25 protein-coding genes and 1 pseudogene are annotated in these 19,565 nt (G+C 47.7%); 6 read left to right on the top strand and 20 right to left on the bottom strand.

What is annotated here, in order from left to right; genetic code table 11:
* Positions 1 to 57: 57 nt before the first annotated feature.
* Both AC0TWI_RS01780 and gpr read right to left on the bottom strand, forming a co-directional pair.
* Positions 58 to 396, bottom strand: coding sequence for a DUF3679 domain-containing protein (locus tag AC0TWI_RS01780; protein WP_488124616.1), 339 nt, complete (start codon positions 394 to 396; stop codon positions 58 to 60).
* A 57-nt stretch (positions 397 to 453) separates the two neighbouring features.
* Positions 454 to 1,563 (bottom strand): GPR endopeptidase, encoded by a 1,110-nt coding sequence (gene gpr / locus AC0TWI_RS01775; protein ID WP_488124615.1) that lies wholly within the window; start codon positions 1,561 to 1,563, stop codon positions 454 to 456.
* Positions 1,564 to 1,756: 193 nt separating this feature from the next.
* Here gpr and rpsT point away from each other — a divergent pair, with 193 nt between their 5' ends.
* The gene (gene rpsT / locus AC0TWI_RS01770; RefSeq protein WP_488124614.1) at positions 1,757 to 2,008 is read left to right on the top strand and encodes a 30S ribosomal protein S20; all 252 of its coding nucleotides are present in this window, start codon (positions 1,757 to 1,759) and stop codon (positions 2,006 to 2,008) included.
* Positions 2,009 to 2,138: 130 nt separating this feature from the next.
* Here the strand turns inward: rpsT and holA are convergent, their stop codons facing one another.
* On the bottom strand, positions 2,139 to 3,158 hold the full coding sequence (holA, locus tag AC0TWI_RS01765; RefSeq protein WP_488124613.1) for a DNA polymerase III subunit delta: 1,020 nt from the start codon (positions 3,156 to 3,158) through the stop codon (positions 2,139 to 2,141).
* A gap of 307 nt (positions 3,159 to 3,465) precedes the next feature.
* Between holA and AC0TWI_RS01760 the strand changes: the two genes are divergently transcribed.
* On the top strand, positions 3,466 to 3,600 hold the full coding sequence (locus AC0TWI_RS01760) for a YqzM family protein (RefSeq protein ID WP_488124612.1): 135 nt from the start codon (positions 3,466 to 3,468) through the stop codon (positions 3,598 to 3,600).
* 79 nt (positions 3,601 to 3,679) lie between these two features.
* Here AC0TWI_RS01760 and AC0TWI_RS01755 read toward each other — a convergent pair whose 3' ends face one another.
* The 3 genes from AC0TWI_RS01755 to AC0TWI_RS01745 form a co-directional block, all read right to left on the bottom strand.
* On the bottom strand, positions 3,680 to 5,968 hold the full coding sequence (locus AC0TWI_RS01755; protein ID WP_488124611.1) for a DNA internalization-related competence protein ComEC/Rec2: 2,289 nt from the start codon (positions 5,966 to 5,968) through the stop codon (positions 3,680 to 3,682).
* Positions 5,969 to 6,002: 34 nt separating this feature from the next.
* A complete protein-coding gene (locus AC0TWI_RS01750) occupies positions 6,003 to 6,461 on the bottom strand; it encodes a ComE operon protein 2 (protein WP_488124610.1) in 459 nt (152 codons plus the stop codon).
* A 77-nt stretch (positions 6,462 to 6,538) separates the two neighbouring features.
* Positions 6,539 to 7,174 (bottom strand): helix-hairpin-helix domain-containing protein, encoded by a 636-nt coding sequence (locus tag AC0TWI_RS01745; protein WP_488124609.1) that lies wholly within the window; start codon positions 7,172 to 7,174, stop codon positions 6,539 to 6,541.
* Between the two features lie 80 nt (positions 7,175 to 7,254).
* Here AC0TWI_RS01745 and comER point away from each other — a divergent pair, with 80 nt between their 5' ends.
* A complete protein-coding gene (gene comER / locus AC0TWI_RS01740) occupies positions 7,255 to 8,076 on the top strand; it encodes a late competence protein ComER (protein ID WP_488124608.1) in 822 nt (273 codons plus the stop codon).
* A 91-nt stretch (positions 8,077 to 8,167) separates the two neighbouring features.
* Here the strand turns inward: comER and AC0TWI_RS01735 are convergent, their stop codons facing one another.
* Genes AC0TWI_RS01735 through AC0TWI_RS01700 form a run of 8 tightly spaced genes read right to left on the bottom strand, consistent with a single transcriptional unit; the run spans position 8,168 to position 13,194 of the window.
* Complete coding sequence (locus AC0TWI_RS01735) at positions 8,168 to 8,917, bottom strand: class I SAM-dependent DNA methyltransferase (RefSeq protein ID WP_488124607.1); 750 nt, start codon at positions 8,915 to 8,917, stop codon at positions 8,168 to 8,170.
* Positions 8,914 to 9,270: a ribosome silencing factor gene (gene rsfS, locus AC0TWI_RS01730; RefSeq protein ID WP_488124606.1), complete on the bottom strand. Its 357-nt coding sequence runs from the start codon at positions 9,268 to 9,270 to the stop codon at positions 8,914 to 8,916. The genes AC0TWI_RS01735 and rsfS overlap by 4 nt, the downstream gene beginning before the upstream one ends.
* Before the next feature lie 15 nt (positions 9,271 to 9,285).
* The gene (gene yqeK / locus AC0TWI_RS01725; RefSeq protein WP_488124605.1) at positions 9,286 to 9,843 is read right to left on the bottom strand and encodes a bis(5'-nucleosyl)-tetraphosphatase (symmetrical) YqeK; all 558 of its coding nucleotides are present in this window, start codon (positions 9,841 to 9,843) and stop codon (positions 9,286 to 9,288) included.
* Positions 9,833 to 10,405 carry a nicotinate-nucleotide adenylyltransferase gene (locus AC0TWI_RS01720; protein WP_488124604.1) on the bottom strand — a complete coding sequence of 191 codons (573 nt, stop codon included), beginning with the start codon at positions 10,403 to 10,405 and terminating at the stop codon, positions 9,833 to 9,835. Before AC0TWI_RS01720 ends, yqeK begins: the two co-directional genes overlap by 11 nt.
* 13 nt (positions 10,406 to 10,418) lie before the next feature.
* A complete protein-coding gene (gene yhbY, locus AC0TWI_RS01715; protein WP_488124603.1) occupies positions 10,419 to 10,712 on the bottom strand; it encodes a ribosome assembly RNA-binding protein YhbY in 294 nt (97 codons plus the stop codon).
* The gene (aroE, locus tag AC0TWI_RS01710) at positions 10,712 to 11,548 is read right to left on the bottom strand and encodes a shikimate dehydrogenase (RefSeq protein WP_488124602.1); all 837 of its coding nucleotides are present in this window, start codon (positions 11,546 to 11,548) and stop codon (positions 10,712 to 10,714) included. Before aroE ends, yhbY begins: the two co-directional genes overlap by 1 nt.
* 21 nt (positions 11,549 to 11,569) lie before the next feature.
* Positions 11,570 to 12,676, bottom strand: a complete 1,107-nt coding sequence (gene yqeH, locus AC0TWI_RS01705; RefSeq protein ID WP_488124601.1) for a ribosome biogenesis GTPase YqeH — start codon at positions 12,674 to 12,676, stop codon at positions 11,570 to 11,572.
* A complete protein-coding gene (locus AC0TWI_RS01700; protein ID WP_488124600.1) occupies positions 12,673 to 13,194 on the bottom strand; it encodes a YqeG family HAD IIIA-type phosphatase in 522 nt (173 codons plus the stop codon). The genes yqeH and AC0TWI_RS01700 overlap by 4 nt, the downstream gene beginning before the upstream one ends.
* Before the next feature lie 356 nt (positions 13,195 to 13,550).
* On the opposite strand from AC0TWI_RS01700, the gene sda reads away from it, so the two are divergent.
* A complete protein-coding gene (gene sda, locus AC0TWI_RS01695; protein WP_488124599.1) occupies positions 13,551 to 13,691 on the top strand; it encodes a sporulation histidine kinase inhibitor Sda in 141 nt (46 codons plus the stop codon).
* A gap of 44 nt (positions 13,692 to 13,735) precedes the next feature.
* Here the strand turns inward: sda and AC0TWI_RS01690 are convergent, their stop codons facing one another.
* A complete protein-coding gene (locus AC0TWI_RS01690; protein ID WP_488124598.1) occupies positions 13,736 to 14,515 on the bottom strand; it encodes a phosphatidylserine decarboxylase in 780 nt (259 codons plus the stop codon).
* A 110-nt stretch (positions 14,516 to 14,625) separates the two neighbouring features.
* Here AC0TWI_RS01690 and pssA point away from each other — a divergent pair, with 110 nt between their 5' ends.
* A complete protein-coding gene (gene pssA, locus AC0TWI_RS01685) occupies positions 14,626 to 15,165 on the top strand; it encodes a CDP-diacylglycerol--serine O-phosphatidyltransferase (protein ID WP_488124597.1) in 540 nt (179 codons plus the stop codon).
* A gap of 44 nt (positions 15,166 to 15,209) precedes the next feature.
* On the opposite strand, the gene AC0TWI_RS01680 is transcribed toward pssA, so the two are convergent.
* The 5 genes and pseudogenes from AC0TWI_RS01680 to AC0TWI_RS01660 form a co-directional block, all read right to left on the bottom strand.
* A complete protein-coding gene (locus AC0TWI_RS01680) occupies positions 15,210 to 16,340 on the bottom strand; it encodes a glycerate kinase (RefSeq protein WP_488124596.1) in 1,131 nt (376 codons plus the stop codon).
* A gap of 82 nt (positions 16,341 to 16,422) precedes the next feature.
* Positions 16,423 to 16,824 (bottom strand): annotated as a pseudogene (locus AC0TWI_RS01675) (sigma-70 family RNA polymerase sigma factor); the annotation flags it as partial.
* A 13-nt stretch (positions 16,825 to 16,837) separates the two neighbouring features.
* Entirely contained in the window at positions 16,838 to 18,337 is a 1,500-nt protein-coding gene (locus AC0TWI_RS01670) for a recombinase family protein (RefSeq protein WP_488124595.1), read from the bottom strand.
* Positions 18,338 to 18,534: 197 nt separating this feature from the next.
* Positions 18,535 to 18,747, bottom strand: coding sequence for a LexA family protein (locus AC0TWI_RS01665; protein WP_488124594.1), 213 nt, complete (start codon positions 18,745 to 18,747; stop codon positions 18,535 to 18,537).
* Between the two features lie 2 nt (positions 18,748 to 18,749).
* Complete coding sequence (locus AC0TWI_RS01660; RefSeq protein WP_488124593.1) at positions 18,750 to 18,953, bottom strand: YolD-like family protein; 204 nt, start codon at positions 18,951 to 18,953, stop codon at positions 18,750 to 18,752.
* Between the two features lie 117 nt (positions 18,954 to 19,070).
* On the opposite strand from AC0TWI_RS01660, the gene AC0TWI_RS01655 reads away from it, so the two are divergent.
* Positions 19,071 to 19,442 (top strand): YhjD family protein, encoded by a 372-nt coding sequence (locus AC0TWI_RS01655; protein WP_488124592.1) that lies wholly within the window; start codon positions 19,071 to 19,073, stop codon positions 19,440 to 19,442.
* The last annotated feature ends 123 nt before the right edge of the window (positions 19,443 to 19,565 follow it).

Genomic DNA, 19,565 nt, shown 5'->3' with positions numbered 1-19,565 from the left:
TTATATCAGCCCGCATGGGAATGGGCAATGAAAAGCGCATCCCGGGCAGGATGCGCGCTACTCTTTCAGAAGTGAGAGCAAAGAAGAGAAGACTTTCTCCGTGAAGGAGGAGACTCCCGCTGCAAGTGTCTTTCCAAGCTGCGAAAAGAAATTGAATGTCTCCAGACTCTCCAATTTTTCCTTTTTCTCCTTAAGATGATCGATCTCTATTCCTTTTCCAAGCACAGCGGCCTCCGTCTTGCCGCCTTCCGTTTCTTTTATATGGAGCGGCGATGGAAAGGAAGTTTCCTCATATCCTTTCATGCTGACCATGCCTTGATTTGCTTTTTGCATGCCGATTCCGATGCCGGCAAACAGCACAGAAACAAGTAGCACCAGTTTAAGGAAAAACCTCATTCCCATCACCTCTCTTATCTATTAACAAGATATGTCTTTCTTTCGATTGATAGACCGTCAGTGCGTTTTATAGCCAGTGTTTCCCTGGTTAACCGCGGAATGAAGGGCAGCATTCAAGCCGGATGCGATCAAATGGGCCATGTCTTCGATAAATACGTCCACTTCTTTCGGGGTCACCATCAAGTTATGGCCGAGCGGGGCGAGCACCTCGCGGATCAGGCTTCTTTTATCGGCTTCTTCCAGCGTGCCGACAATGCCCATGAACGCTTTCCGTTCCTCTTCCTGCGGCATGTCTTCATCCGTCAGCACCCGCTTTTCACCAAAGGTCATCCCTGCCGGGGCAAGTGCTCGAGACGGCCGGCCTGACTCTCCCATCTCCCGTCCGAAATGCTTTAACAAAAAGTCGATTGTATCACTGGTAATGGACACCGCATCGACTACCGTCGGAACCCCGATTGAGATGACCGGAACGCCCAGTGTGTCTTTGCTCAGTTCTTTCCGTTTGTTACCTACTCCTGAACCCGGGTGTATGCCGGTATCCGAGATCTGGATCGTTGAATTCACTCTTTCCAATGATCTGGAGGCGAGAGCATCGATTGCAATAATGAAGTCGGGCTTTGATTTTTCCGCAACACCGAAAATGATGTCACTCGTTTCGATACCTGTCAGCCCCATAACACCAGGAGACAGCGCACTTACGGATCTGTAACCCTCTTCTACTTGATGATCCTCCAATTCGAATAAATGCCTCGTGATAATCAGATTTTCACATACCCTCGGACCAAGTGAATCGGGTGTCACATTCCAGTTGCCGAGACCGACGACGAGGCAGCGGGCATTTTTCCCTATGCCGATTTGTTCAAGGAAAGCGCTGAATTCCCTTGCGAATATTTCCTGCACACTCTGCTGAAGGTCGGTATTTTGTGAGCGGATCCCTTGTACTTCCAGTGTGAGATAGCGGCCTGCCTTCTTGCCGATTTTTTCGGCTCCTTCCGGTGTAATCACCGTCTGGGAAATGTTCAGCTCTCCAATGGATCGTTTGCTCATCGTCACGCCTTCGATTTCCGGCCTGACTGTTTTTTCCCTTTCAAGAACTTGAGCAGCAGCCATTTCAAATGCCTCGGCTGCGAGATCGGTTCGAATCTGATAGTGTTTCATCTCTTCCATTTTGGACCCTCCTCAATGGCAATAAACATAGCCATAGGATTGCCTTCTCCCCCTTCTTTCATTCAAACTGACATTTTAAAATGAATTCTATTGCAATCCGTCCTTTCGTTTGATAAAATATCTCTTGTTCTTACTGTTAATTAGGGATCGTCGAGAGCAATAGAACCTCGATACTTGTCAGGAGGTGAATGCAATGCCAAACATTAAATCCGCTATCAAACGTGTGAAAATCAACGAAGCGAAAAACGCGCAAAACACTGCTGCAAAATCTGCTATGAGAACAGCAGTCAAGAAGTTCGAAACAGCTGTTGAGCAAAATGCCGATAACAAAAACGAACTATTCAAAGATGCTGTTAAGCAATTGGATAAAGCTGCAACTAAAGGTCTTATCCATAAGAACACAGCAAATCGTCAAAAAGCACGCCTTTCCCGCAAATTGGGCTAAGCTATGAAGGGTTGAAGGCCTTCACCCCTTAAAACGTGCTGAATATACGTAAAAAAGACAAACAAAAAGCGTCCGTATTATACGGAACGTTTTTTTGTTTGTCTTTTTGACTTTCATTCAGTTTCCTTATTTATACTTCCAGTGAATGCAACCTCATCAAAAATAGTTCAAGCGGTAATTTCTTCTCCAGCGCGCTTGTCTTCAATTGAAGATCAACCTCAGAAAGCATATCGATGATACGGCAGAGCGCCTCCTCGGAAAAAGACTGCGCCTGGCCGGCTGCAAGCTTGACCCGGTACGGATGCACTTTCAGCACTCCCGCAATCTGCTTTTGCCCGTACCCCCGTTTCAGCAATGATTTCACCTGGTAAATAAGCCGGAATTGGCCTGAAACGAGTGCAAGGATTTTGATCGGCTCCTCGTTCAGCTTCAACAAGTCGTAATACATGCGCAGTGCCTCGTCCATTCTCCGTCCGACCACCTTGTCGATCAGGGAGAATACATTTTGCTCAAGTGACTTCGAGGTGAGGTTTTCGACAGTCTCTGCATCGATCTCCTTCGTGTCTTGAGCATAAAGCGCCAGCTTGCGGATCTCCATTGCCAAATTAGCTTGATCCGTCCCGGCAATGGCAAGCAGCCTTTCAACCGCTTCATCGCTGATCGCCACGTCATGTTCCGCTGCTTGTTCCCGCAGCCAGCCTTTCAGTTCTCCTTCGGCCGGCTTCTTCGCTTCGATAATTTCAGCTTTTTTCTTCAGCAGTTTCGTCAGCTTTTTACGCTCGTCCAGCTTTTCATATGGACCTGTAAAAACGACAATCGAATAAGGGGGCGGATCTTCCAGAAAAGATTCGAGCCGCGCAAGGCTATGCTCCACTTTCTCTTTTGACTTCTCTGCAGTCAGGAACATCGGATTGGCAATGAAAATGAGCTTTCGGTCTCCTAAAAACGGCAAGGTCTCCGCATCCTCGATAGCTGTTTCTATCGGAGTCTCCTCCATATCATATACAGCCAAGTTGAATTCCGCTTCCTCGTCTGTTAACACATTTGCCACTAATTTCTGTTTTGTCTCGTTGATAATAAAGCTTTCCGTTCCATATAATAGATAGAGACTTGAAAATTGTTTCCGTTCTATATTCTTCCATATATTCATTTCATTTGATCCTTCTCTCGGGGATTCTCATATGTATATCGTATGAAAAGATATGGAATTTGGCAAGAGGAATAGGAGCAGACAGCGGACTTGCCGCAGCCGCTCCTGATCTATATTGAACACATCAGATCCAGGCCTAGGATACTCGATCTGATGCGGTGCTTGCAAGGCCTCCTTGCTGTCTTAATCGTAGTGTGGCCCTATCATGTTTAAAGTATGGGTGTCAAGTCTTGTCAACAGTGGCAAACGAACAGTGGATTTTTTTGTCGTATTCATCTATACTAAAGTGGAAATAGGAGGGGTAGTCATGAATGAGTTTGAACAGAATGTGCAGTCCAAACGTAACGATGCGATCGATTCAGGAGTTGGCTTCGGCGTTTCTTTCCTCTTCTTTGCCGCAATGTTCGTAATCGGAACGGTCATCGAACTGCTCGGAAGATAAGGTGCATTTCAGCCGAAGGAAGAAGTTTGTCATATACAAGCTTCTTCTTTTTTTTATGCGCTTTTTCCTTTTCTTCATCCTATGGGAGGATGCTCATAAAGGTTCCGCTTTTGCCACGGAAACGGTAATGAATTGCGCCCTGCCTATCTGTCCTGTACACGGCATCCGCCTCCCTCTGCAAATTCCCCAGCGCTTCAGAATGGGGATGCCCGTAACGGTTGTTCATCCCCGCTGAAATGACAACTGTTTGTGGCCTGACCGCTTGCAAAAACGGTTCGGTCGAGGAGGTCCGGCTTCCATGATGCCCTGCCTTCAATACATCTGCCTTGAGATCCCCATACATTTTCACGAGATCCGCCTCACCAGCCTCTTCCACATCGCCGGTAAACAACCAGCTCTGGCCCCCGAACTCCGCCCACAACACAAGCGAACTGTCATTTCCCTTGTATTGATCGGAAAAAGGATAAAGAATTTGAAACGTCCCTGATCGATTCGCCCAGCCGCTGCCCGCTTTTATTTCACGGACGGGGATCCGGTGATTCTCGGCTTCCTGCAGCAGATTTTCCATAATTGGCTTTTCCCCTGAGTTCGGGCTGATATACATCTCCCGAATTTTTACTATGCCGAGCAGTTCGTTCGCAGCACCGATATGGTCGGCATCGCTGTGTGTCAGGAGCAGTTTGTCAATCCGGTTGATCCCTTTGCTTTTCAGCAGCGGAAGCACGACATTTTTGCCGACGCCAAACGTCTTCTCCCGCCTTTCCCAGTCTTCCATTGGAAACTCGATCCTCCCGCCTGTGTCGATCAAATAAATCCCCCGGTTGTACGGCAGCTTAATAAGGGTACTGTCTCCTTGGCCGACATCAATAAACACGACCTCACCTTTAGGGGAATAGTGGATGGACAGAAGTTGCAAGAGAAGAAGGAACAACAGCGGGATTGCAGAAACAAAGAGGCCCTTCCCTTTCTCATAGAAAAGAAAGCAGACAATGACAGAGAGCGTCATGAAAAACAACATGAGAGGCGCAGGTTTGCCTGTCAACAGGACAGCGAAGGGCAGCTTTCCGAACCAGAGGGCGATCTTTTCCGAGCCAACGACCAGCCTTTCCAGCCCGCTGGCGAAAAACAAAAACAACGAAGGATGAACCCACTGGATGAAAAATAAGCCGATGATCCCCGGCAGAACGACAAAGGAATAAAAAGGGATATAAAGGATATTGGCGGCAGCACTAAGCAAGGAAAACTCATAGAAATGCCAGGATAAGATTGGGAATGAGGAGAGCAGCGAAACGACGGACAGGATCGTCAAGGATTTCAGGGAGGATTGATTATGAAGGATTCGACCTGCGGATACTACGATGCCGAAGCTGACTGCGTACGACAGCTGGAAGCCGGCATGAAGCAATATATATGGATGATAAAGGGTAAAAGTGATGAAGGAGACGGAAAGAGCATCAAGTGTCGTGAGAGGAAATCGCCATTTGCTGGCGGCAAGAAGAAGGAGTGACATGCCGGCAGCCCGAATGACAGGAGGATTTCCGCCGCTAAGCACGGCGTAAGCCGGAAGTGCAGCGAGCATAAGCCAAAAGACCGCTTCCCGGGTGAGGCCCGCACGGATTAGAAGAAAATGGAGCCCGCCGGCGATCAAGCCGACATGAAGACCGGAGATCGCAAGCAGATGAACAATTCCCAGCCGCTGGTAGGCATCGATCTCCTCTTCGCCGAATGCGTCCCTGTCTCCAAATAAAAGAGCATTGGCATATGGAAGAAGCCGTTCGGGAAAGGTTGATTTTACCCTTTCCAAAGCGAGTGCGCGGACATTCCGGAGCGTGTATACGATTGAAACCGACTCCCTGCTGCAAGTATCAAGCCGGATGGAGTCCGCCTGCAGTATCCAGTGGATATTTCGGCCGCGGAGAAATTCCCGATAGTCAAAAGCATGTTCATTTCGCCTGCCTCCGGGGTGTTCCATTTTCCCCTCCACCTTGCAGACCGTTCCGGCAGCAATTCCTTCCGCAATCCTGCTCTTTTCTTCCCGGCTCGGAATCCGATAGGAAACAACGAGCCTCTCTCTTCCCGCGAAAGCTTCCGTTCTCAGTATATTGCCATCGATCCGCGGCGTATCAACGAAGGTTAGCTGCAGATCAGCCGGTCCTTCAGCGAACTCGCTCACAAGCATTTTTTCTTTATGCCCTGCATTTATCAAAGCAATCAATGCCGCGGAAGCGACCGGGATGGCAATTCTTTTGTCGAACGGTATGCGGAGCATGGCAAAGAGCAAGATGGGCACAGCGAGGAGCCTATAGCCAAGGGCGAGCATTGTGCCTGCCAGAACTGCTCCTGCAATATAAACCCACTTTCCTTTCAAGGCGGTGCCCCTCTTCCTGCAGATGCCAAAGAGCTCATGCTTTGGCCAACGCTCCGAAAATTGCCGGATCGACAGGCACCTGCTCCAACTTTACGCCTGCCTGCTCAAACAATTGCAGAGCATATGGATGATTTTTATAATCTTCGGCGTAGTAAACAGCCTTGATACCCGCCTGGATGATCGCCTTGCAGCATTGGAGGCATGGAAAATGGGTCACATAGATTTCCGATCCCTCCGTTGGCACCCCAAATTTCGCGCATTGGATGATGGAGTTCATTTCCGCATGGATGGTACGGATGCAGTGCCCGTCCACGACGTAGCAGCCTTCATCCGTGCAATGGACGCCTCCGGCAATCGAACCGTTATAGCCTCCTGCAATAATACGTTTGTCCCGCACAATCGTTGCCCCTACCGTCAGCCGTTCGCAAGTGCTGCGGAATGACAGCAAATGGCTTTGTGCCATAAAATATTGATTCCAAGAAATCCTAGCCATTTTTCTCCTCTTTTCTATTTCGTATCTTCTATAAACAGTGTAGCGGGAATTTCCGCCCGCCGTCAAATCAGGTCCTACTATCGCACCATGATCGAATCTTGCAGCTTCTCAAATGACTTGGCGCCGATTCCGCTCACATTTTGAATATCCTCTATCTGTTTGAACGATCCGTTTTTCTCCCGGTAATCGATAATCGCTTTTGCTTTCGCTGGCCCGATGCCAGGCAGCGTCTCGAGTTGGACGGCATCCGCTTCGTTGATGTCGACCTTTCCTTCCCCAGTTTCCGGCCCCGAAGAAGGCTGCGGGGCTGGAAGGTTGAGCTCTTCGGTTTCCTCCCCCTCTGCCGGTATAAATACGACCATCTCGTCAAAGAGCTTCTGTGCAAAATTAACACGCTTCTCGTCGGCATGTTCTGTAAGGCCGCCCGCTGCTCCTATTGCATCAAAAATGCGATCTCCCTCTTTCATGCTGTACATTCCCGGCTGCACAACCGCACCCTTGACATCGATATAGATTCGGGCAGCAGCGAATGTCTCCTTCACTTCCCCCTCTGCTTGCCCCTCATCCGACTTGACTGCAGGAGGAATGGACGGGCCGCCTGTTACTCCGGATACCGTTTCATTCTTCGGCTCGCTGATAAACAGAAAAATCCCAATGCAAAGTGCCACTCCGCCAAGGAATAGCGCTTTATATTTTTCAAAAAGGATCTTCATTTTCTCACTCCAAATCATCATCATATTTCTTTTTAACCGTCATACATTAATTAGGAATAGAGAGCGGAGGGGGGAATTGCATGAAAATCGGCATCATTGGAACCGGAAATATGGGAACTATTCTCTCTGAAGCATTTTTAGAAGGGAAAGCCGCGGAACCAAGTGAGTTGATTGTGGTTAACCGGACGAAGGAAAAAGCGCTCGCATTGCAAAAACGCCTGCCCGGCATCCTCGTGGCCGACTCGGTCGAAGAAGTAATCGGAACGGCCGAACTCGTTTTTCTTTGTACGAAGCCGATGGAGATTCTGCAGCTGCTTGTCGCCAATCGCACCTTGTTCCGGCCAGAGCAGTGCATCGTCTCCATTACCAGCCCGCTCAACGCAACTCAAATGGAAGACATCATAGACAGTTCATGCGCGAGGATCATCCCAAGCATTACCAACAGGGCGCTTTCCGGGATTTCACTATTTACGTACGGGGAGCACTGTGAAGAGGATTGGCAGCTAAAACTTCACACCTTGTTCAGCAGCTTGTCTGTCCCGGTTATCATTGAAGACAATGTGACAAGGGTGGCATCGGATATTGTCAGCTGCGGTCCTGCTTTTTTCAGTTACCTTGCGAGGCGGTTCATTGATGGAGCTGTGGCGAAAACAGGGATTGACAGGGGCACTGCGACTCATCTGACGGAAAAAATGCTGATTGGGCTGGGGGAATTGCTGAAAAAGGAAATTTACACTTTGCCTGCGCTGGAAAAAAAGGTGACGGTAAAAGGCGGAATTACCGGAGTTGGCATTGACGTACTGGAGGCGCATGTAGGAGACATGTTCGAAGAGCTTTTCTCTGCCACCCACCAAAAATTTGCCGATGAAGTTCGTTTGTTGAAAGAGAACAGCCCTTTATAACTATCATTCGACATCATTCCGCTAACTCCTGCTTATTCCATTAAAAAAGCCAAACGGGAGACATGTTCTCCCTGTTTGGCTTGTTTCCGGTTTACTGAGGCTTCAGCACTTTAAAGAAAATCCTCTGTGACACTTCATTTGGCGCCTCTTCGGTAAAATCGGCAGTGACGGACAAGACTTCAAATCCCGCTTTCCCGAGCCATTCCTCATAATCTGCAACCGGATAGGTCCGCTGCTTGTGCAGTTCATCAAACCGCTCATAAAGGCCTGTCCCTTCATCCAGCACGAAAAAGGACAGATCATGTTCAACCGACAGGCGGTATTCACCGGGATAGCTGTTCCAGATATAAGCAATTTCCTCTTCGTTCAGCGTGAACGTTTCGTTTTGAAAGACGTTTTTCATCTGATATGGCGAATGGACGTCAAATAAGAGGATGCCTCCAGGGACCAGGTGATCAAATACACGCTGAAACGTACTTTGTACCGCTTCCGGACTCCCCAGATAATTCAGCGAATCGCAAAAAATAACAACGGCATCAAATTGGCCAAGTCCTTCAAGCTCACTCATATCCTGGAGAAAGAAGGGGATCTTTACTCCGGCATCTTCAGCCCTGTCCATTGCCACTCTCAGCATATCCTCGGACAGATCAACGCCAGTTACATCATAGCCTTCTTTTGCCAGGCGGATGGAAATCGCCCCCGTTCCACAGGCGAGATCCAATATTTTCTTTCCCTGCCTCTTAGAGAGCTCGGGTTGCTCCTCGACCAGCTTCATCCACTGATCATAGGGCACTTCAGACATCAAATAATCATACACATCTGCGAGCCGTTCATAGCTCACGGGGCAAGTTCCTCTTCGATATTCTCAAGAGGTGCATCTCCCCAAAGGCGTTCGAGATTATAATAACTGCGCTCCTCGCGGTGGAATACATGTCCGACGATGTCTCCCATATCGATCAGGATCCAGCGCCCTTCGTCGAAGCCTTCCATCCTTTTTACTTCGGCTCCGGCCTTTTCCGCCGTGTCCTTCATTTCCCTGGCGATGGCCTGAACCTGCTTTTCTGAATTTCCGTGGCAGATCAGGAAATAGTCGGCAATCAATGAGATCCCCTGCATATTTAGAACGACAATGTCCTCTGCCCGTTTGTCATCGGCAGCTTTCACTGCCACACTTAACAATTCTCTTGTATTCAAATGCTGCTTCCTCCTTTAATGGTTGATGAGGCTGTTATACGCCTCGAATGTATCTGGAAAAATCGCCGCGTGCTTGTCCGCCAAGTGGCGAATCGTATTCACAAGCGCCTGCAGCATCGCCCCGTCAAGGTCGTGCTCTGCAAGCTTGCGTACGTCGTCCACTCCCGGAAAATCGCGTCCCGGCTCAATATAATCGGCCAAATAAACGATTTTCTCGAGCTGGGTCATCCTTGCTCTTCCGGTCGTATGATAAAAAATCGCGCTGCGGATCTCCTCGTCATCGATGCCTGCTTCTTCCTTGACCAATACAGAAGCCGCCGGTCCATGCCACAGTTCAGAATGATAGGAGAGGAGGAGCGGATCCAATTGATATCGGACAAGGATTTCCTTCAGCTCCTCAACCGGCATCTTTTTCGCGTAATCATGAAAAAGCGCCGCAATCTCAGCCTTTTCCTTGTCACCGTGAAATCGTTCCGCAAGCTGTACAGCCGTATCTGCCACTCTGAGCGTATGCTCAAAACGCGGTCCGGTCAGCCTCTTATTCACCAATTCAATAGCCTTCTCACGATCCATATAGACGATGCTCCTTTATATAGTCGATGACTTCATCGGGAAGAAGATACTTGATTGGCCTTCCCTCCGCTGCCCGGTCTCTGATCACAGTCGAGGATATATCAATTTGAGGGACTTCCCCGTATTTGATCGGGTACGGACTTTCCGTCTGATAACCCGGTCGCGAGACACCGACGAAGGTTACGAGCTTCAAGAGTTCATCGATTTGATGCCAGTTGGGCAAGTATTCCACCATATCACCCCCGATAATGAAGTACAGTTCATCATCAGGCCATTGTTTGCGCAGGATCCGGATCGTATCCACTGTATAGGATAGTCCCGAACGCTCAAATTCTATCGTTTCGAGCGAAAATTGAGGATTGCCGGAGATGGACAGCTCGATCATCTTCTTCCGGTCGTCATCAGTCGTCCCTGATTTCCTCACTTTATGGGGCGGTTCATGATTGGGCATGAACCTGACCTCATCAAGGCGATATTGATGCAGCACTTCGTTGGCAATGATCAAATGGCCATAATGCGGCGGATCAAATGTACCGCCGAGTATACCGATCCGTTTCCCCATGGCGGACGCCTCCTTACTGCGGAAGTTCTATCGTTTTCTTTTCACTTGACTCTTTGTATAAGAGGATCGTGCGGCCGATCACCTGGACGAGCTCCGCCCCTGTTCCGCGAACGAGCTCCTCGCTCACTTCGTCCCGGTCAACCTCACAGTTTTGCAGCACAGCGACCTTCAGCAATTCTCTCGCTTCCAACGCTTCACTGATCTGCTTTGTCATATTTTCATTCACTCCGCCTTTTCCAACTTGGAAAATCGGGTCAAGATGGTGTCCTTTTGCACGTAAAAATCGTTTCTGTTTACCTGTAAGCATTATTGTCCTCCTAAATGTTGCGTCACCGTTTTCTTCATTCTGGCGATGTCCGGCTTGCGGCCGGTCCATTTTTCAAAAGCCAAGGCTCCTTGATAAATAAACATCCCGAGACCGTTTTGGACGGCGGCTCCTTTTTGCTCTGCTTCCAATAGAAGCTTCGTTTTAAATGGATTATAAATGATATCGGACACGAACGTTGATGCCTGCAAATTGCTCACCGATATGGGGCTCTTGTCCTCATCGGGCGTCATTCCGATTGCCGTCGTTTGAATGATCAGCTCATATTGCTGCAGCTTGTTTTCCGCTTCAGCGAGAGACAGTGCTTTCGATTCCCCCTCGAATGGACTTGCCTTAATCAACTGCTGCGCCTTTTCGACTGTCCGGTTGGCGAGATCGACTTTTTTCATCCCTCTCGCCTGCAATGTATAATAAATGGCCTTCGCTGCCCCGCCCGCTCCGATAATCAGCGTGTTTGCGGTCGAAATGTCGCCATTCCATTCTTCAAGCAGCGCTTCAACGAACCCGTCTCCATCTGTATTGTACCCGACAAACCTGCCGTTCTTGCGGACAACGGTATTGACGGCGCCGATCTCCTTTGCAAGCGGGTCGACTTCATCAAGAAACGGGATGATGGCAGTTTTATGGGGTACCGTTACGTTGAACCCTTCTACGCCGATCGCTTTCATTCCCCTGACAGCCGTTTCAAGCTCTTCTTCTTTTATCCGAAACGGCTGGTAGAAAGCATCAATTCCCAATTGCCGAAACTCTAGGTTATGCATGAGCGGCGAAAGGGAATGGGCAATGGGATTGCCGATCACTCCATATAATTTGTTCACGTTTTCCTCCCCCTCATCCGATCAGATCAATGACTTGCGCAGCTGGACATTTACCCCTTTTGGCACATAGGCGGCAATGACGGCGCCCGGTTCGTTCACTGTCACCCAGCCAAGCCCGGAAAAGACAATATCCGTCTTTTCATGCTTAATCGAGAACTCCTGCCTGACAAGCTCAGGGAACCCTTCAAGCTCATCCTTGCCGGGCGGCTGGAGAAGTTCGCCCGCATGATTTTTGTACAGTTCATCCGCCTTCTCAAGCTTCGTGCGATGAATGTCCAGCGCATTCGACAGGTAGCAGACAAATGACCGCCTGCCGCCCTTCAAATAATCGAGCCTGGCAAGCCCGCCAAAGAACAAGGTCTGTTCTTCGTTCAATTGGAACACCCTCGGTTTAATTTCCTTTTTCGGGGTGATCACCTTCAAATCTGATTTACCGATAAAGTGGGCCATCTGATGATGGTTGATAATCCCCGGCGTATCGATCAGGCGCTTGCCGTCATCGAGTGGAATTTCAATCATATCCAGCGTTGTTCCCGGGAAATGCGAGGTCGTAATCACATCCTCGCCTCCAGCCGCCAGCTTGATGATTTTATTGATAAACGTCGACTTGCCGACATTCGTACAGCCGACAACATAGACGTCTTTGCCTTTGCGGTAGTATTCGATTTTCTCTAGCGCCTCTTCCATGCTCTTGCCTTTGGCCGCACTGACGAGAAGCACATCGACCGGCTGGAGCCCAAGCTCTTTCGCTTCACTCTTCATCCAGCGGATCAGCTTGTTCGGCTTGGTCGATTTCGGCAGAAGATCCGCCTTGTTGCCAATCAGCAGAATATCATTGTTGCCGACAAACCGCGGCAATCCCGGCAGCCAGCTGCCATTGAAATCGAAAATATCGACGATTTTCACAATCAGGCTATCCGTCTTTCCAATCCCATTTAAAATATTAATGAAATCCTGATCGGTAAGCGGCACATCCTGCACTTCATTATAATGTTTGAGGCGATAGCATCTTTGGCAGATCACTTCCTCTTTCTGCAAAGAAGAAAGAGGGGTATACCCCGCCAAATCCGGGTTTTCCGTCTGAATGACTGCTCCGCAGCCAATACACTTCAATTGCTCTTCGTTCATTTTTCATCCTCCCAGCCAAGCAGCCCTTTTTTCTTGAACGAGGCCATAATCCGCCTCTCCACCATCCGGTTAAACCGGGTAAAGAACCCGTCCGACTGTGCGACAGGGACAACGAGGATCGTATAAAATCCCGCACGATTACCGCCCAGTATATCCGTCATCAGCTGGTCGCCGATGATTACGGCCTCTTCCCGTTCAATCCCCATCGTCCCGACCGCCTGCCGGAATGCCTTGCCAAGCGGCTTTCTCGCTTTATGGATGAACGGAATGTTGAGCGGATCCGAAAAGAACTTCACCCTGTTCTCATTATTATTTGAGACAATGGTCACTTTTAAATCCTCTTTCTTCATTTCTTCCAGCCACTCGATCAGCTTAGGCGTTGCATTCGGCCTGTCCCATTCAACGAGTGTATTGTCCAAGTCCGTTATAATCCCTTTGATCCCGCGTTTTTTCAGTTCCTGCGGAGAGATGTGGTAGACACTCTTAACATATTCATTCGGCAAAAAGTTCTTTAACAATCATCTGCACCTCATCGTGTAAATCATTTTCATTTTGCTATTCTCATCTTAGCGAATCCTGGCCCGGCTTTCAAAAAGGAAAGCACCATTTTTTAGGAAAGAACGAAAAGTTTTCGACATTCTTTTCATTTTCCGCAATTGTGGATAACCTTATAAACAGTATACATCTCTTAATGATGCATATACAGAGGGCTATTCACAGGTTAAACACAACTTATCCACTATCACATGTGGATAAAAGAACGCTTGTTCCATACGGTTTATTCTGCTAAAGTGTGGGTATACGATAAACGTTGATTAACTTTTCAGTTTTTATACATAACTCAGCCGAAACAGTGAATTGCGGAGGTGACAAAGTGAAAAACCTTTCGGATGAATTATTGATCGAATCATATTATAAAGCGAAAGAATTGGATCTCAGCAATGAATTTATCGTTCTCATCGAAAGGGAGCTGGAGAGACGGTCCCTGCTATGCAAATCAAGGCTCAGCTCCTGAAAAATATGAAAAAGCGCCATGAGCGGCGCCTGATTCCAATAGAATCAATCGGCGATCGATCCAATTTTTTGCCCCATTCGAACATCTGCCGGCAGATCCAATTCCTCGCTCAGCCTGAAAGCGGATCTTTCAAACAAAAGGATGACCGTCGAACCGAAGGAAAAGAAGGCTGCCTCTTCGCCCTTCTGCCAGCGGGCATTCTGATTTGTAACCATGACAGAATTGATGAACATCGCCCCGACCTTCACCATAACGAATGATGTATTGCCGTGACGCAATTCCGTCACCGTACGAAAGTTTTTCGCCAATACATCTTTTCCATATCGCAAACCGGCAGAATTTACCGGATACGATTTGCGCCCGAGGCTGTATGAGTGGATGACGTCTGCATCAAGCGGGCTGTGGATCCGGTGATAATGGGCTGGGCTCAGGTAAAGAAGCACATATGTCCCGCCCTCATATTTTTCTGCCATGCTCCTGCTGCCAAGCATCTCTTCCAGCGAATATTCCTTCCCTTTGACAACCATCCTCATCCCTGCCGAAATGGCTCCGGAATCTGCCCAGCCGTCCACCGGACTGATGACTGAATCGCTTGTTTGGTCCAGCGGCCTGGCATCATCTTTTAACTTTCTCGTAAAAAATTGATGCAAGTTCTTATAATCGCTTATGTCGCCTTTCATTTCCTCCAGTTGTATCCCGTAAGCTCTGGCATATAATCGAATAACAGGCCTGCTCGCCGGCGACATCGCAAATTTCTGCAGCGCTCGTGATGTAAGCCTCCCATTGGTCAGCTCAATCAGCGAGCGATATAGTTTTTCCCTCAAACCTTTTGCCCCCATCCAAAAATTTCTTAACGCCGGCAGAAAAAAGGAGTATAATAAAGTATTATCGGATGTATACATCATGCTTCACAATTTAAAAGGGGGTGAAAACAATGTTCTTTTCACACGTCCTTTACGGTACGATCAGAAGGTTCAAGTCCCAGACAGCCAATATGCTGACCCTTGCCAACCTTGGGCTCGGCGGCTTTGCAATCATTTATGGCTTGAACGGACAATACCATCTGAGCGTTCTGCTGATTTTCATCGCGGCACTAGCTGACCGTTTTGACGGAATGGCTGCACGCAAACTTAAGATTGAGTCCGATTTGGGAAAACAGCTGGATTCCATGAGTGATATTATTTCCTTCGGAGTCGCTCCAGCTCTCCTATTATATCAGGGAATTCTTCATCTGTTTGGTTTTCCCGGAATTTTCTTCACGATATTTTTTATCGGCTGCGGCGCTTTCCGCCTTGCCCGGTTCAATGTATCGGAGAGCAACGGATACTTCACTGGCTTGCCAATCACTGCAGCAGGCTGCTTGCTCACATTGAGCTTTCTTGCCACACCATACTTGCCATCATTCGTATATGTATTCTTTATCTTAATTCTATCCTTGTTGATGATCAGTACATTCACGTTAAAAAAGGTGTAAAAACTAGCGGGTGCCTCCAATCCAGGACGGACACCCGCTTTTTTTTACTTTTGCATCCACTCGCGGACGACAGCAGCCGTTTTTTCTTTCAGCCGCCTTGATGCATGCCGAAATGCCTCGTTAGCAGTAATACCTTCATCTGTAAGGGCATGGACGCCCCGGAATACATTATCCAACACCGAACGGTCGTTATCCTCAACACTCCCTGAAATCAGGATAACGGGCACCCCTGCAGCTTGCGCCGCCTGTGAGATTCCGTATGGCGCCTTGCCGAATAGTGTCTGCCGGTCAGATTTCCCTTCCCCGGTGAGAACCAGATCAGCTTGTTGAAGATAGAAATCAAAATTTGATGCCTCCAGCACTACCTGTACACCCGGCTGCAGCCTAGAAGGGAAGAGCGAAAGAAAGGCCGCTCCCGCACCGCCCGCAGCCCCGGCGCCTTGCAAATTCGAAAGCAGGATTCCGGTCTTTTGTTCGATTTTTTCTGCAAAGAGGGCTAAATTCCGGTCCAGGCACTGAACATCCTCTATGCTGGCCCCTTTTTGTGGGCCAAAAACGAAAGCAGCCCCGTCCAATCCTGCCAATGGGTTGGTAACATCGGACGCGATGAGAAATGCAGACTCCTTGATTCGCTGATCAAAATGATCCAGATCGATATCAGCAAGCCTGCCAAGTGCACCACCGCCATGCGCCAGCTCCTCGCCCGCTCCGTCCAGTAATTTCCCCCCAAGCGCCTGGATGATGCCTGCTCCTCCATCTACCGTTGCACTTCCGCCCAGCCCGATGATGAATTTCCGGAACCCCTCTTCAAGCGCAGCATGGATCAGCATACCTGTCCCAAAACTTGAGGCAGCGAGCGGATTCCGCTCCTCTTCACGCAAAAGAGTGAGACCGGAAGCCTCAGCCATTTCAATTACACAGGTTGTCCCGTCGCCGAGGATGCCATATCGCGCTTCCTTTTCACGGCCGAGAGGATCTTTCGCACGGGCACGGACAAAGCGGCCGCCTGTCGCCCGGACAAGCGCTTCCATCGTCCCCTCCCCTCCGTCAGCGGCAGGAAGAATCACAGATTCAGCTTCAGCTGCTGCTTCCTTTACTCCGCCTGCCATTGACTCGGCCGCTTCAAGCGAGGACAAACTTCCTTTAAAAGAATCTGGTGCGATGATTACTCTCATGCCCTTCCACCTTCCCACTACTTTCCTTTAGTCTATCACGAGCCCTTGTGCCGGTAAAAAAAACAGGACCGGTTGGCCGGCCCTATGTTTCCTCGCTTGCCCGTTTCAATTTTTCTTTTTCCGCCCGGTAAAATTCATGGAACATCTTCATCAACGCCCGCTTTTCGATCCTTGATACATAGCTTCTTGAAATTCCGAGTTCTTCGGCGATTTCCCTCTGCGTCCTTTCCTTTTCAAGATTGAGACCAAAGCGGCCGACGATAACTTCCCTTTCCCTTTCATCAAGAACATCGATGTACTCTTTTACCCTTTCCAGCTCCATGTTCAGCTGGATTGTATCAAAAACATCCTCGGCCTCGGACTGCAGCACATCAATCAGAGAAATCTCATTCCCTTCCTTGTCTTGCCCGATCGGATCATGAAGGGACACATCCTTTTTCGTCTTCTTCAAGGCACGGAGATGCATCAAAATTTCTATTCTAATGTCTATAGAGGTGCTAGAAAGTATGGATTTCCATTCTGTCCTTATAAACGATGATTTCACGTACGACCTGACGGATCAAATGTTGTTTATCTTCAAACGTTAAATCCGCTTCACCTTTTTTTAAATAAAACTCAGAAGCCTCTTGAAACAGTTGCATACTGTAAGCGGAAGTTTCTTGTTCTTTCTTATTATATAGAAGTTCGGCCATCCGTTTCTTAGCTGCCTCTTCTTTTTCCTTCATTTCCCGCAACGATTGCCTAATCTCATCATCGGAAATATCCAGATCCTCGGCCAATAGCGCCAATAACCGCTTCCGACCATTCTGAGCAGATTGTATTTCTGATTCCAGCCTCGTTAGTTCTATTTCTTCGTAATTTGGCCGATCATCTTGTTTTTCACTTGCGGCTGCTATTTCATCAGGATTATAAAGCCACGCCCTAACTTTCTCCCAAACCTCAGTATCTGCATCTTTGACTTTTATTTTTAACCCGCATCCTCGGCTTTTAGCGCCTGCAGTATTTTTGATATCTGTATATTCCATTTCATACTTACCCCAGTTTTTCGAATTCCGACCTGTTATGGTATTGCCACAGTCTCCACAACGCATGAGCCCACTAAGCAGATACTGATTTAATCCTTTTTTTGCCCAACGCCTCCTTGACTCTTCCAGCAACTTTTGCGCATGTGCGAATACATCTTCGGTTATGATTGGCGGAACGGATATTTCAATCCATTCGTCGCGTGGCCTTTCCTTCATGGGGATCCGTTCTTCTTTCGGTTTATATTTATTTCCGAGTATTCCCTCGGTGTTCCATCGGTTGTGATAAAACCTGCCAACGTAGGCCTCGTTAAGCAGTATTTGGCGGACAACTTGCCTGTGCCATACTTTGCCACCTTTTTTGGTGGGTATGTTGGAATCAGTCAAATAGTGAGCAATGCCATTCATACCCTGCACTCTTGAATTAGGGCTTGTAAACAGATCGAATATTAATCTAACGATCTCTGCCTCTTTTTCTACTATTTCCAACTGGCCTGTTTCTTTATTCAACTTATAGCCGTACATAGATGGCTCACGGACAATTTTTCCACTCAACGCTTTACGCTTCCTCCCAGTGCTCATTCGCTCATTGATTTTAGCTTTCTCATATTCGGCGATAGCTCCTCGCATCTGGTAAAAGAGCATGCCTTCAGGCGACTTTTGATAGTCATGATTTACAAATGTGAGGATCGCTCTCTTTTCGATTTCCTCCGAAACGATTAATTGGTTCATTAGTTTGCGTGATAGCCGGTCAGGATCGTAACAGATCACTTCATCGATGAGACCTTCTTTGATATCATCCCGAAGCTTCATAAGGGCCGGACGGTCCAGGAACTCTCCCGAAAAGCCGTCGTCGATATACTCCATCACATCATTGGTTTTCGCCTTCTCCCTGCATTGGGCGAGCTGGTCCTCCAAGCTGTACCCCTTCTTGGCCTGCTCTTCCGTGGATACCCGGACATATACTGCCTTCATTTCCCATTTCCTCCTTATACTTCTTGTACAGATAATCATAGCAACTGGCCCTGATATTGTCAGTAGAAGTTCCAGGTATTATTTCGACATGCATCTCGCATACCCCCTTTATAGAAGGTATGCAGTAGCTGCTTGTCCACTTGTCCAAAAAGAAGACCCAGCAATCCGCCAGGTCTTTTGGTTACATCATAGTTATTTTAGGCAATTATCGAGATTGTTCTAGGTTGACCGGGTGCAAAGTTAATATATCCCTTACGCTTTAGTTTATCCAAATGTGTACATACCGTAGACACGGAGCTTATACCAACCAAGCCAGAAATGTCCCTGTAGGATGGGGAGTAACCATTTTCCTCTATATATCCTTTTATTGCGGATAAAATATCCTCTTGCCTTCTGGTCAATTTATTCATTGCTATAATACCTCCATGCAAATAATTATATTGAAGGGTATTTTTTCAAACCCATCATTTTCATTTACTACATGAAAACTTTCGTCTACATCATTAAGGTAATGAATAAGCCCAATCACTGTTCTTGCCGGATCAGAACATATAAAAGTTATCTTTTGATGAAACTCAATAGCTGTATAAATCTCATCGCTGATATCCTTAATCATTTTTACGCTCCTACCGGTTTGTGTCATTAATAAGATTATTACACGAACAAACGTTCTTGTCAATTTCCGGTTTTTTTATTAGAATGGAATCAATCACATTAAATAGGGGCTGGCGGCATGACTCGGATACCAACACAGGATAGGGATATTATCGAACAGGCAATATATTTGCCGATGGTATTAACTGTTTTGGAAAGAGATAAAAAGGTGTTTAGTGCGAGTCCGTTTAAGTTTAAGGATCCATACTTAAAATTAGTCGAAGACGTAATGGGGATAGTACATAAGGATCTGGCGGATGCAAAGAGGTATATGTATCAAAATAAGATTAAAGTGGAGCGCTTGAAATCAGATGAGGCATTCACAATGTACATATTTGTATACAAAGGGTATCAGGAAGAACACAATTATTTTAATCCCCGCCTGCGGAATAGGACAGAGGAATTATTGCTACTTTATTTAGCTCGGCAGAGGGTGATTGAGTTTAGTTGATTAGAGCCCTGGCAAACCGCCGGGCTTTTTACTAATTAACACCTATTTTTATGAAACAGCTCTCTTTTTACCTTTTATTGTCTAATTATTATCAATTTTGTAAATAAAGGAGGAAATTAGACC

This window comes from Lederbergia sp. B243.17, from assembly GCF_057657925.1.
This window is presented reverse-complemented; position numbering and strand designations above follow the sequence as displayed.